The 11,602-nt window shown below is 62.1% G+C and carries 13 protein-coding genes; 9 read left to right on the top strand and 4 right to left on the bottom strand.

Features of this window, described 5'->3' with window-relative positions; translation table 11 throughout:
- Positions 1-7 precede the first annotated feature (7 nt).
- Genes NZ585_03365 through NZ585_03355 form a run of 3 tightly spaced genes read left to right on the top strand, consistent with a single transcriptional unit; the run spans position 8 to position 1,317 of the window.
- Positions 8-283 carry a hypothetical protein gene (locus NZ585_03365; protein ID MCS7079075.1) on the top strand — a complete coding sequence of 92 codons (276 nt, stop codon included), beginning with the start codon at positions 8-10 and terminating at the stop codon, positions 281-283.
- Positions 280-594, top strand: a complete 315-nt coding sequence (locus tag NZ585_03360; protein ID MCS7079074.1) for a hypothetical protein — start codon at positions 280-282, stop codon at positions 592-594. The genes NZ585_03365 and NZ585_03360 overlap by 4 nt, the downstream gene beginning before the upstream one ends.
- A gap of 3 nt (positions 595-597) precedes the next feature.
- Complete coding sequence (locus NZ585_03355) at positions 598-1,317, top strand: tetratricopeptide repeat protein (protein ID MCS7079073.1); 720 nt, start codon at positions 598-600, stop codon at positions 1,315-1,317.
- Positions 1,318-1,434: 117 nt separating this feature from the next.
- Here NZ585_03355 and NZ585_03350 read toward each other — a convergent pair whose 3' ends face one another.
- On the bottom strand, positions 1,435-2,271 hold the full coding sequence (locus tag NZ585_03350; protein MCS7079072.1) for a formylglycine-generating enzyme family protein: 837 nt from the start codon (positions 2,269-2,271) through the stop codon (positions 1,435-1,437).
- Positions 2,272-2,579: 308 nt separating this feature from the next.
- Between NZ585_03350 and NZ585_03345 the strand changes: the two genes are divergently transcribed.
- Entirely contained in the window at positions 2,580-3,158 is a 579-nt protein-coding gene (locus NZ585_03345) for a thioredoxin family protein (protein MCS7079071.1), read from the top strand.
- A 9-nt stretch (positions 3,159-3,167) separates the two neighbouring features.
- The gene (locus tag NZ585_03340; protein MCS7079070.1) at positions 3,168-3,818 is read left to right on the top strand and encodes a riboflavin synthase; all 651 of its coding nucleotides are present in this window, start codon (positions 3,168-3,170) and stop codon (positions 3,816-3,818) included.
- Here NZ585_03340 and NZ585_03335 read toward each other — a convergent pair.
- The gene (locus NZ585_03335; GenBank protein ID MCS7079069.1) at positions 3,812-5,272 is read right to left on the bottom strand and encodes an insulinase family protein; all 1,461 of its coding nucleotides are present in this window, start codon (positions 5,270-5,272) and stop codon (positions 3,812-3,814) included. The two genes, NZ585_03340 and NZ585_03335, sit on opposite strands and share 7 nt — an antisense overlap.
- 196 nt (positions 5,273-5,468) lie before the next feature.
- Between NZ585_03335 and NZ585_03330 the strand changes: the two genes are divergently transcribed.
- Genes NZ585_03330 through NZ585_03320 form a run of 3 tightly spaced genes read left to right on the top strand, consistent with a single transcriptional unit; the run spans position 5,469 to position 9,169 of the window.
- Entirely contained in the window at positions 5,469-7,313 is a 1,845-nt protein-coding gene (locus tag NZ585_03330; GenBank protein MCS7079068.1) for an ABC transporter ATP-binding protein/permease, read from the top strand.
- A gap of 29 nt (positions 7,314-7,342) precedes the next feature.
- A complete protein-coding gene (gene murJ, locus NZ585_03325) occupies positions 7,343-8,947 on the top strand; it encodes a murein biosynthesis integral membrane protein MurJ (protein ID MCS7079067.1) in 1,605 nt (534 codons plus the stop codon).
- Positions 8,948-8,998: 51 nt separating this feature from the next.
- A complete protein-coding gene (locus NZ585_03320) occupies positions 8,999-9,169 on the top strand; it encodes a hypothetical protein (GenBank protein ID MCS7079066.1) in 171 nt (56 codons plus the stop codon).
- Here the strand turns inward: NZ585_03320 and NZ585_03315 are convergent.
- Both NZ585_03315 and NZ585_03310 read right to left on the bottom strand, forming a co-directional pair.
- Complete coding sequence (locus NZ585_03315; GenBank protein ID MCS7079065.1) at positions 9,166-10,341, bottom strand: trypsin-like peptidase domain-containing protein; 1,176 nt, start codon at positions 10,339-10,341, stop codon at positions 9,166-9,168. The genes NZ585_03320 and NZ585_03315 overlap by 4 nt on opposite strands.
- A 17-nt stretch (positions 10,342-10,358) precedes the next feature.
- Positions 10,359-11,189, bottom strand: a complete 831-nt coding sequence (locus tag NZ585_03310) for an NAD(P)-dependent oxidoreductase (GenBank protein MCS7079064.1) — start codon at positions 11,187-11,189, stop codon at positions 10,359-10,361.
- 173 nt (positions 11,190-11,362) lie between these two features.
- On the opposite strand from NZ585_03310, the gene NZ585_03305 reads away from it, so the two are divergent.
- Positions 11,363-11,485 carry a hypothetical protein gene (locus NZ585_03305; GenBank protein MCS7079063.1) on the top strand — a complete coding sequence of 41 codons (123 nt, stop codon included), beginning with the start codon at positions 11,363-11,365 and terminating at the stop codon, positions 11,483-11,485.
- Positions 11,486-11,602 lie beyond the last annotated feature (117 nt).

Genomic DNA, 11,602 nt, shown 5'->3' with positions numbered 1-11,602 from the left:
CTGCTCAGTGAAAACAGCTAAGGATGACAACGGCATGAGGGTGGTGGATGTTATTCTGTGGGCGAAGGAAGTCGAGTTGCGCGGGTTGCCGCGCGCGCTGGAAGCGGAGTACGAGGGCCGGGGCGCGTTCTGGGTGACGCGCGGGCTGCGAATGACGCGCAGCCTGTTTGAACGGCTTGAGCGGGAACACCCGGAGTTGACGTTTCGCAAGTATGAAGTGCCTTCGCCGCCGTCCACTGCAACGGCGACGGCAAGCGATATGGAAGAGGAAGGTTCGGTATGACCACGTCGCGCCTTGAGGCGCTGCACAAGATGCTCGCCGCCAATCCCAACAACGCCATGGCCCACTACGGGTTGGCCAATGAGTACTGGAAGCTGGCCGACTACCCAGCCGTCGTCAGACACCTCACAGCTTACCTCGCAGCCAGCGATGATCAGGGTGCGGGCTATCGTCTGCTTGGGCAGGCGTACCAACGTTTGGGTGACGTAGAGGCGGCGCGGGCGGCGTGGCGGCAGGGACAGCAAGCCGCCGAGCGGCACGGCCATCCGACAATGGCCGCTGAAATCGGCGAACTGATCGCCGACTTGGGGTAAGCGATGAACGAGCGCAGTCTGCACGATGAACCGGCGCCGGTTGCATCGTCGCCGGTACGGCGTCCGCGCCGCCGGGCGGTCGGGTTAGCGCTGGGGCTGCTGGTCGTCATCGGTGCAACCAGCGGCTACCTGTGGCTTCGGCATTCCGGCGGCGTTACGTCGCAGGCCGAGACGACGCTTCGACGCATTGCCGCCACAAACGGTCTGGCGCTTGACGGGCGGCTGGCCGACTTACCCGATTCCAAGCAGGCGGTGGTACACCGGAGCAGCCGGGCGAACGATGATGCGCAATTTCAACTCAAAGCGACTCGCCAAAACCTCGAACAACACCTCGTGCGCCGGCCGACGCCGGACGGACACCGTGCCCTTGGCCGCGTTTACTTAGCCGAGGGACGCCCTCTCGCAGCGTTTGCGCACCTGCAACTGGCGCTCCAGCAGTCCCCCGGCGACGCCCGCCTGCACAGCGACTGCGGGTTGGCGTTGCTTGAAGTCGCCCGCCGGACGCCTGAAGCGGTGCAGGAAGCGCTGGAAGCGTTTGATGAGGCGCTGCGCCTTCAGCCCGATTTGCTGGAAGCCCGCTACAACCGTGCGCGGGCGCTGGAAATGGCGGGACGGCGCGCCGAGGCGCTGGACGCTTGGCGCGACTATGCCCGGCGCGATCCGCAGTCGGCGTGGGGTGCCGCCGCCCGTGACCGCATCGCTTTCCTTGAGCGTTACCAGTAAGCTTTCACGACTGCGCTTGTGTCGCCCGTCTTGTGGGCTGAGAGAAGCGCCGCTGGCCGACGACGCTCGCCGACCGTCACGCTGGGGTGATGGCGTTATACTCCCTTAGAAACTGCTCTAACGAACACTCGCCGCAATCCGAAACCCAACGGAGTCGAGTCTCAGTTCCGGGTCAAGCTTATATCGTACCGCCGACCGGCAGGCGGCGCTGTTGGCAAGGTACGAGCCGCCCCGAATTACGCGCCACAAGCCGTTGGTCGGCCCTGTTGGGTCGTCCACCGGTGTCTTCTTGTAGTAAAGATCGTCGTACCAGTCCTGGCACCACTCGCGGACGTTGCCGTGCATGTCATGCAGGCCAAACGCATTCGGGGCTTTTTTGCCTACTGGGTGTGTTTTTCCGCCGGCGTTGTCAAAGTACCAAGCGGAAGCCCCCAGCTCACCCGCATACTTACCGGTTGTTCCAGCGCGACAGGCGTATTCCCACTCGGCTTCCGTTGGGAGACGGTAAAAAAACGGGTCGCCAGCGTCATTCAAACGCTGAATAAATGCCTGGACATCCTTCCAAGAAACACTGTCCACCGGCAGGTCGTCGCCGACAAACTTGCTGGGGTTGCTGCCCATGATTTGTTTCCACTGAGCTTGTGTGACCTCGTACTTGCCGAGGTAAAACGGTTGGCTAATGACGACGCGGTGGGTAGGCTGTTCGTCCGGCTCGCCGCTAGGGTCACCCATAGTGAACTCGCCGGCTGGAATTAGGACGAGTTCAATGCCGGCCACACCGGCCATTGTTTTGGGCAGGTTGTTGGGGTCAAGGGTCGGCGCAGCGCTTTTAGCACGTGGAACGACACTCACAGCGCCGCCCGGATTAGTCGCGTCGCGGTCGCACGCCGCACCTGCGAACCAGCAGGTCAACAGGACACACCAGCCAATCAAAACCGGTCTCTGAGGTTTCATCACCACCAATCGCCTTAACATTCCTTCTTGTCTCCTTTTAGCGACGCCAAACGGTGGCGCAGAGCTTTACCAAGATTGCCGCCGCTTCGGGGTGAAAGCGGCCGGGGCAAGTGGAGTTATTGTTGATGCAGGCTCTTATGAAACCGGAAAAGCCTTAACGGCGTGTTACAAACCCATCGCTCGACCGGAAGAAGCTGCCTCTAGGGGTGGAAACGCAGTTGTAGGGGTTTTAAGCCAGCCGCATTTGCAAACGCGCCGCCTTCAGCGTAGAAATTTCGCCACTATAGTTCCAAAGGAGAAGCTCTGTCATGGCTCTGACGCCATCCACGATGCCGGCGTTGGGAACGCCGGCCCCGGATTTCACGCTGCCGGATGTCACGACCGGACAGGATGTTTCACTGGCGACCTTCGCCGAGTTTCCCGTGCTGCTGGTCATGTTCATCTGTCGCCACTGCCCTTACGTCAAACATGTCCAAGTTGAACTGGCGGCGTTGGCGAATGAGTACATCCCCAAGGGCGTCGGCGTCGTCGCCATCAGTTCCAATGACATATCGGCCTATCCGGAGGACAGCCCGGACATGTTGCGGGCGATGGCGCGCGAGCTGGATTTTCATTTTCCCTACGTGTTCGACGCCACACAGGAAGTCGCCAAAGCTTTCCAAGCCGCCTGCACGCCGGATTTCTTCGTCTATGACCGCGCGCGGAAACTCGTTTATCGCGGGCAGATGGACGACAGCCGTCCTGGAAATGGTCTCCCTGTCACTGGCGCTGACCTCCGTCGCGCGCTTGACGCTGCGCTAGCTGGCGAGCCGCCTCTACCCGACCAGAAGCCGAGCGTCGGGTGCAACATCAAGTGGCGTCCTGGCAACGCGCCCGCCTACGCCTAACGCCGACCTATGTTTACCGGTATCATCGAGGAAGTCGGCCGCGTCGAGCGGCTTGACCGGCGCGCAAGCGGCGGCGTCTTGGCCGTCGCCGCACAGACCGTGCTTGAAGGGACGAAGCGCGGCGACAGTATCGCCGTCAACGGCGTCTGCCTCACCGTCACGTCGCTGACGGCGACTGGCTTCACGGCCGACGCCTCGGAAGAAACCCTGCGAGTGTCCAACTTGGGCGCGTTGCGGACGGGCGACGGCGTCAATTTGGAGCGTGCGGTGGCTGTCGGCGCGCGCTTGGGCGGTCACATCGTCCAGGGTCACGTGGACGCCGTCGGGCGCTTCCTCTCACGCCGACCCAGCGGCAACTCGGTCACGATGCGCTTCGGTTTTCCACCGGAAATCGGACGCTACTTGGTTCACAAAGGCAGCATCGCCGTGGACGGCGTGAGCCTCACGGTGGCGGCGCTGGGCGAGGATTGGTTTGAAATCGCCGTCATCCCGACGACGCTCGACTGGACAACGCTGTCCCGACTCAAGCCGGGCGCGGCCGTCAACCTTGAAGCTGATGTGCTGGCTAAGTACGTCGAGCGGCTGGTGAGTCACTTGTCGCCCGCAGCCCCTGCGCCGTCGCCCTTGACGGTGGAGCGCCTGCGCGCGTTGGGCTACTGACCGGCCGCCGCCCAACCCGGTTCACCAATCAGTTCAGCTTCCGTCAGTTTCAGGCTTGCCTGCGCCTCCGGCGACATCAACGCCACGGTCACGTGCGGCTGTCCGAGGATGTACTTGCGCAGATAACGCTGAATGTCCGCCCGCGAGGTCTTACGCAGCGTCGGGAGATACCCACGGAAGTAATCCAGCCCCGTCGAAGCCCACCAGAAACTCAGCGAGTGAATGTGTTCGCTGACCTTCTCACGGGAAAATAAGTCGTCGGCTTCGAGCAGGGTCTTGGCGACGGCGAGTTCTTCATCGGTGAAATAGTCTGGGTCGGCGAAGTGCGCGATTTCGGCATAGACGGCCTTGAGCGCGGCGCGCGCTTTGTCCGGCGTCGTCTGGAAGGTCAGTGTAATCGGCCCGACGTTGCGCTGCGTGAGATAGATCAAATCCACGCTCGTCGTCAGCCCGCTGTCCACGAGCGCGCGCTGAAAACGCGAGTTCGGCTGCCGCAGAATGAACGAAAACACATCCGCTGCGTAGGTCGCCGCGTTGTCCTTGCCAATTGAGGGGCCATGCCAGCCGATCTGAAACGTCACCGTCTGCACCGGCTGGGTCACGACGACGCCTTCGCTTTTGTTCAGCGGCGGATGCTCAACGAGCGGGTACTTCTCGAAGGGGTCGTCGCCGCGCGGCCAGTCGCCGAAATACTGCGCGACAAGACGAAAAGCTTCTTCGGGCTGTACGTCGCCCGCCACCAACACCGCCGCGTTGTTTGGGATGTAGTAGCGCTGTTGAATGAGCCGCATCTGGTCGGTCGTCGCCTTAGCGACGGTTTCGCGTGTGCCAAGTGGATTTTTGCGGCTGGTGTACACAGCGAACAGCCGGCGGGTCATTTCGGTTGAGAGGTAGTGGTATGGGTTGGATTCGTTGCGGTCAATCTCGCCAAGGACGACTTCTTTTTCACGGGCGAACTCTTCTTCATCAAAGGCGGGATACAGGGCGGCGTCGCGCATAAAGCGCAGCGCTGTCGGCAGGTGGCGGCTCAACGTTGTGAAGTAGTAGTTGACCAATTCCGTCTGCGTCGTACCGTTGTAAATGATGCCCAGTTCGCCGATGGCGCGCAGGTACTCCTCTTGGTTCTTCACGGCGCGATTAGCCTTGAAGAACATGTGCTCATAAAGGTGCGACAGACCGTTGAGTTCAGGCGGTTCGGTGTAAGAGCCGTTGCGACAGGCCAGCTCAATCGTCACCAGCGGTACAGCGTGGTCTTCATAGACGATGACCTCCAGCCCGTTGGCGAGGCGGCGGTTGAAAAGCTGGGCGTATTCGGTCGGCGCGCGGTCGTCGGACGGCGGAAGGCGCGCAGGCTTGGGCTTCTGAACAGCCCGGTAGGTCGCACCCGGCGGCAACGCCAATCCCGGCGCGGACAGCCAACACAGGAGCAACAGGACGACCAAGCAGAAACGCATGGCGGCGGTCAGTAACAAGCTGGGATGGCCGACGCTTTGTCGGCGGCGTCAGCGGTTATGTTGGGCGAGCGCTTCAGGGCGCGTCAATCGTCAGCCGGCGCGACGTGTCAACCGCACCCGACTCGGCTATAAACACGCTTTCGCGCCGGGGTTCCCCCGGCTGTCACCTTCGCGTTCGCTCGCGGCATTCGCCCGTATGACGCTTTCCACACCGACCGCTTCGCTCGCCTCAACGCGCGCCGTCTCACAAACAACCCAAGCAACCACGCACCCACTGACGCCACCGCCGACGCCATGGCGCCGACTGATGGGGTTTTGCGCGCCCTACCGGTGGAGCTTCGCGCTGGGCGGCGCGTTCATTTTGGCGAGCGCCTACGTCAATCTTTGGTCGCCGCAGGTCATTCGGACGGCCGTAGACGACCTTCGCGCCGGCGTCACGCGGGAAAAAGTGGCGCGTTACGCGCTGCTGGTCATCGGGATTGCGGCGGTACGGGGGCTGTTTTTGTTCTGGCAGCGGCGCATTCTCATTAATCGTTCGCGGGATATTGAGTACGACCTGCGCAACGCCTTTTACGCGCACCTGCAACAGCAGCCGCCGGCGTTCTTTCATCGCCAGCGGATTGGCGATCTGATGTCGCGCGCGACGAACGACATCGGCGCAGTACGCATGCTGATTGGGCCGGCGGTACTCTACGGCCTCAACACGCTGTTTACTGTGGCGTTGATTTTACCGGCAATGCTCGCCGTCAACGTTACGCTCACGGCCTTCGCCCTGATGACTCTGCCGCTGGCGGCGGCGGCGACCAAGTACTTCGGCGCGCGCATCCACGAGCGTTCGGAGCAGATTCAGGAATACTTTGGTTTAGTCACGGCCAAGGCGCAGGAAAACTTTTCGGGCGTGCGCGTGGTGCGCGCCTTCGCGCAGGAAGCCGCCGAAGAAGCCGCCTTTGACGCCATGAACCGCGAGTTTGTCCGGCGTAACCTGCAACTGGTCAGATTATCGGCGCTTTTTCGTCCCGTGCTGGACATCTTGTTCGGACTTGGGCCGGCGATTGTCCTGTGGTACGGCGGGCGGCTTGTCCTGCGCGGCGAACTGACGCTGGGGCAATTCGTGGAGTTCAACCTCTATCTGACGATGCTGGTCTGGCCGATGATTGCGCTGGGGTGGGTCGTCAACCTGACGCAGCGCGGACTGGCGAGCATGGGACGGCTTTCCAAAATCCTTGACGAAGCGCCGGCCATCCACGACGCGACGGCCGTCTCGCAGTTGCCGCCCATCGAAGGCGACATTGAGTTTCGGGGCTTAACCTTCACTTACCCCAGCCCGGACGCAGCGCCGCGTCCACCGGCGTTGCGCGATGTTTCGCTTAGGATTCCACGCGGGACGACGCTGGCCGTGATTGGCCCGACGGGCGCGGGTAAGAGTACGCTGGCGAATCTCATCCCGCGTTTGCTTGACGCGCCGCCGGGGACGCTTTTCATTGACGGTCGTCCCATTCACGACTACCCGCTGCATCAACTCCGGGCCGCCATCGGCTATGCGCAGCAGGAAAGTTTTCTCTTCAGCGACACCATCGCCGCCAACATCGCTTTCGGCGTCGAACAAGCGTCGCCGGAAGCCATCGTGCAGGCGGCTGAGCAGGCCGGACTGCGCGAGGATGTGGAGCGATTTCCGAAAGGCTTTGAAACCGTCGTTGGCGAGCGCGGCATTACGCTTTCCGGCGGACAAAAGCAGCGGACGGCGCTGGCCCGCGCGCTGCTGCGCAATCCGAAAATCCTGATTCTCGACGATGCGCTGTCGGCGGTGGATGCCGATACGGAGGCGCGCATTCTGGGGCATTTGCGGGAAGTCATGCGCGGAAGGACAACCATCCTCATCGCCCATCGGATTTCGACCGTCAAGGACGCCGACCACATTGTGTTTCTCGAAGACGGACGGATTGTCGAGCAGGGAACGCACGCGCAGCTGCTCGCGCTGGGCGGGCGGTACGCGGCGCTCTACGAGCGGCAGAAGCTGGAAGCCGAACTTGCCGCGCTCTGACGGGACGGCGACTGACGAGGCCGGGAAAGATGCGCATCCCGACGCTACCGAAGGTTTCGGCGTCGTTGCTGGTCGGGCTGGGGATTCTCGTCAGTCGGCTGTCAGGACTCGTCCGCAACAAGGTGTTTGCCTACTACTTTGGCGACTCCGACTTGGCCGGCGTTTATCGCGCGGCGCAGCGCATCCCGAACGTTTTGCAGAACCTGCTTGGCGAGGGCGCGTTGTCGGCGTCGTTTATTCCGGCCTACTCGCGCCTGTTGGCCGAAGGTCGCGCGGAAGACGCCGGACGGTTGGCCGGCGCGATTTTCGGCTTGCTCTGCGTCGCGGTGTCAGTGTTGGTGGCACTGGGCGTGGCGCTGGCACCGTGGCTGACGCAGTTCATTGCACCGGGCTTTACGGGCGAAACCTACACGCTGACGACGCGGCTGGTGAGGATTTTCTTTCCGGGCGTCGGCGTTTTGGTGCTGTCGGCGTGGTGCTTGGGCGTACTCAACAGCCACCGGCGGTTTCTGCTGCCCTACGCCGCGCCGGCGGCGCTCAATCTTGTCGTCATCGCTACGCTGCTGCTGTTCGGCGGCCGACCGCTTGAACAGCTTGTCGTTTGGACAACGTGGGGCGCGGTAGTCGGGAGCGTCGTGATGTTCGCCGTACAGCTTCCGGCGGTTTGGCGTGCAGCCTCGCCGTTGGTTGTCTCACTGCGGCTGGATTTCGCCCCGACGCGCGAGGTCGTTCGCAACTTCCTTCCGGCGCTGATGAGTCGCGGCGTCGCGCAAATCAGCGGCTATTTGGACAACATCGTGGCTAGTCTTGTTTCGCCGGGAGCGGTCGGCGTCTTGGGCTATGCGCAGGATGTGTACATGCTGCCGGTCAGTCTGTTCGGCATGGCGATTTCAGCGGCGGAGCTTCCGGCGCTGGCGAGCGCCACAGGGGAGCGCGAAGCGGTCGCCGCACAGATGCGCGAGCGGCTGACCCACGCCGCCCGGCGGATGTCGTTTTTCGTGATTCCCTCCGGCGTCGCGTTTTTGGCGTTGGGCGGAAGCATTATCGGCGTGCTGTATCGCGGCGGACGCTTTGACGACCGGGCGGCGGCGGCGGTCTGGCTGACGCTGGCGGCGGCGGCGGTGGGCTTGCGGGCGGCGACGCAGGCGCGGCTTTACGCTTCCGGCTTCTACGCGCTGGGCGACACGCGGACGCCGCTGCGGTACGCGCTTGCGCGGGTGACGTTGGGGGCGGCGGGTGGGGCGGCGGCGGCGCTGTACGCGCCCGGCTGGCTGGGGCTGCCGCGTCTGTGGGGCGTGGCCGGACTGGCGGCGGCGTCCGGCGCAGCAGCGTGGGTCGAGTTTTTTCTGTTGCGCCGGGCGCTTCAGCGCGTTCTAGGGCCGATGGCGACCGACGGCTTTGAACTGACCGGTCTCTGGCTCTGCGCCTTGCTCGCCGCCGCCGGCGCGTGGGCGGCGACAGCGCTGGTGGGGCAGAGCTTGACTCAAGCGAGTACGGCCCGGTGGTTGGTGGATTTGGGCGGCTTGGCGCTTTACGGCACGCTGTACCTTGCGGCGACGGTCGTCTTAGGGATTGCCCCGATGGACTTGCGCGCCGGGCTGCGTCGTCTCAGCGGTCGCCCGACAGAAGATTGAGTTCCGTACGCCTCATTACCGAACGCCGCTTTGTTCATAAGGAGGAATCCAATGACGACATCCGCCTCATACCGGCCAAGCGGCTGCGTTCTCACCATAGACGACATAGACGACCTCCCTGACGAGTCGAGGACGAAAAAAACCCTGCTCACCGACTCAAGCTTCCCTTTCCTGTGCGGGCGAGTCCACCTGAGTTCTTCAGCTGAGGCATGGGCGTTTTAGCTTGGGCGTTCCTGAAGCGTGACGCTAATGGTGAGCGGCCGACCAGCGCGAATCACCGTCACCGGTACGGTGTCGCCAATTTTTTTGTCCCGCAGCGACCGGTACAAATCCTCGTTCGACTTGATCGGTGTGTCCCCAACCCTGATGATCACATCGCCGATCACGATTTGCCCGCCGCGCTGAATGACGCGATCGCTGGCGTACAAGCCCGCTTGTGCGGCCGGGCCGCGCGGCGCAATACCGGTCAGAATCAACCCTTCGCTGACCGGTAAGTTCAAACGTTGCGCCAGTCGCGCATTGAGCTGGTAGGTTTCGGTAATCCCCAGCCACGGTCGGCGGACGCGACCATACTCAATGAGGTCGGGAATGATTTGCTTGGCGATGTCCACCGGCACGGCGAAACCAATACCGACGCTGCCGCCGCGCGGCGAGTAAATCGCCGTGTTAATACCAATCATTTCACCGGCTGAATTCAACAGCGGCCCGCCCGAATTGCCGGGGTTAATTGAGGCGTCGGTTTGAATGACGTTTTCAATCGTGCGACCGTTTTCGCTGCGCAGCGGTCGCCCCAACGCGCTGATGATGCCCGAAGTCAGGGTCTGGCTCAGCCCAAATGGGTTTCCAATCGCCAGCACCTTTTGGCCGACCTTCAGGTTGCGCGACGACCCCAGCGGAACGACGCGCAACCTTTCCGGGGGCGCTTGGATGCGAATAATCGCCAAATCATTGTCAGGGTCGGCCCCAACTACGGTCGCCGGGTATGACGTATTATCCGACAGCGTGACATCCAGCCGACTTGCGCCCTCAATGACATGGTAGTTCGTCAGGATATGTCCCTTTGTATCAATAATTGAACCCGATCCGCTGCCCTGCTGCGGATAAGCGCCAAAGAAGAAATCCTCAACAAAGGAAGTCGTGTTGATGTTGACGACGCCGGGACTAACGCGCTCGTACACCGCGATGTTGTTGCGCTCGTCTGCGTCGAGCGGCTGGGACGGCGGCTCGGCGTCTGGGCGCGGGTCGGAGTTGACCGTCGGAGCGATGGCTGGGGGCGTGCGCTGCGCGTCAAGCCACTTCGCTGTGAAATACGCAGCGACCGTAATCCCGCCGCCGCCGATAATGGATGCAGCGATGACCAACCAGATGACTTGGCGAACCGAAAGGCGCAGCATTGTCGGACACTCACGTTTCAAATGAAGAAATCGGGTATGAGTTCGGCGGAAGGATCAACCGCGTAGGCGGTGAAATCCGTCACACCGGCGTCGCGCAGTACGTCCTCGTCAATGAAAAAGTTGCCCGTACAGGCGCGGCTTGGCCGCGTCAGAATCGCGTAGGCGGCGTCAGCCATAATCTCCGGCTTCCGGCAACGCCGCATCGCTGCTTCGCCACCTAACAGGTTGTTGACGGCCGCCGTCGCAATTGCTGTCCGCGGCCACAGCGCATTGACGGCGACGCCCCGGCTGCGAAACTCCTCCGCCATGCCCAGAACGCACATGCTCATGCCGTACTTGGCCATTGTATAGGCGATATGCGGCGCAAACCACCGCGCTTCCATATTGAGTGGCGGCGAGATATTGAGAATGTGCGGATTGTCGGCCTTGAACAAGTGCGGCAGACATGCCTGCGAGCAGACAAATGTTCCGCGCGCATTGATCCGATGCATCAGATCATACCGCTTGATAGGCGTCTCCAGTGTCGGCGTCAGGCTGATGGCGCTCGCATTGTTGACGAGAATGTCAATGCCGCCGAAGGTCTCCACAGTACGCGCCACCGCCTCGGCGACACGCTGTTCGTCCTGAATGTCTACAATGAGCGGGAGCGCGCGCCCGCCAGCGGCTTCAATCTCAGCCGCCGCCGTGTAGACCGTGCCGGGGAGTTTCGGATGCGGCTCAGCCGTCTTGCCGACGACGGCGATATTGGCGCCGTCACGCGCCGCACGCAGCGCGATCGCCAACCCAATACCGCGACTGGCGCCAGTGATGAAAAGCGTTTTCCCTGCAAGGCTCGAAGGTGATGTCATGGGCGCTTTGACCTTGGCTCTCGGAATCTCGGCCGTCATTTGACAACCGGGCGGAAACGTTTCTAGCACAAGTCCGGGAAAAAGGACGCCCTTTACGCCAAGGCGCATGTGGTAGCATGGCTCCCGAAGCGTCCCAGGTTCAACTTTTGTGAGAGCAAAGGGAGGATGTGGTTATGGAAGACATCAGCAAGGTCGCTTGGGCCTGGTTTGGCGTGTTGCTAGCGATCTGCATCATTGGCGCGTTTGGCAACTACATCCCGAAGTTGTTTGTCAAGATGCTGATGTTTCTGAACTGACTTTCCAGTTGACCTTTTTCGTCAGGCATCCGGCGCCGACCGCATGTAAAACAGCGTTTTAAAAACGGTTTGCTCGGCGGACGCCGGTTTCAGTAGGTTGAAGGCAGGCGGCAAGCG

Origin of the sequence: Chloracidobacterium sp., assembly GCA_025057975.1 — a bacterium.
Lineage (GTDB): Bacteria > Acidobacteriota > Blastocatellia > Chloracidobacteriales > Chloracidobacteriaceae > Chloracidobacterium.
This window is presented reverse-complemented; position numbering and strand designations above follow the sequence as displayed.

What these genes read in the sequence shown, in the direction of transcription:
- NZ585_03310 (MCS7079064.1), bottom strand. Translation starts at nt 11,189, where the DNA reads ATGACATCACCTTCGAGCCTTGCAGGGAAAACGCTTTTCATCACTGGC.
- NZ585_03305 (MCS7079063.1), top strand. Translation starts at nt 11,363, where the DNA reads ATGGAAGACATCAGCAAGGTCGCTTGGGCCTGGTTTGGCGTGTTGCTA.
- NZ585_03320 (MCS7079066.1), top strand. Translation starts at nt 8,999, where the DNA reads ATGACGACATCCGCCTCATACCGGCCAAGCGGCTGCGTTCTCACCATA.
- NZ585_03345 (MCS7079071.1), top strand. Translation starts at nt 2,580, where the DNA reads ATGGCTCTGACGCCATCCACGATGCCGGCGTTGGGAACGCCGGCCCCG.
- NZ585_03360 (MCS7079074.1), top strand. Translation starts at nt 280, where the DNA reads ATGACCACGTCGCGCCTTGAGGCGCTGCACAAGATGCTCGCCGCCAAT.
- NZ585_03315 (MCS7079065.1), bottom strand. Translation starts at nt 10,341, where the DNA reads ATGCTGCGCCTTTCGGTTCGCCAAGTCATCTGGTTGGTCATCGCTGCA.
- NZ585_03340 (MCS7079070.1), top strand. Translation starts at nt 3,168, where the DNA reads ATGTTTACCGGTATCATCGAGGAAGTCGGCCGCGTCGAGCGGCTTGAC.
- NZ585_03330 (MCS7079068.1), top strand. Translation starts at nt 5,469, where the DNA reads ATGACGCTTTCCACACCGACCGCTTCGCTCGCCTCAACGCGCGCCGTC.
- NZ585_03350 (MCS7079072.1), bottom strand. Translation starts at nt 2,271, where the DNA reads ATGAAACCTCAGAGACCGGTTTTGATTGGCTGGTGTGTCCTGTTGACC.
- NZ585_03335 (MCS7079069.1), bottom strand. Translation starts at nt 5,272, where the DNA reads ATGCGTTTCTGCTTGGTCGTCCTGTTGCTCCTGTGTTGGCTGTCCGCG.
- NZ585_03355 (MCS7079073.1), top strand. Translation starts at nt 598, where the DNA reads ATGAACGAGCGCAGTCTGCACGATGAACCGGCGCCGGTTGCATCGTCG.
- murJ (MCS7079067.1), top strand. Translation starts at nt 7,343, where the DNA reads ATGCGCATCCCGACGCTACCGAAGGTTTCGGCGTCGTTGCTGGTCGGG.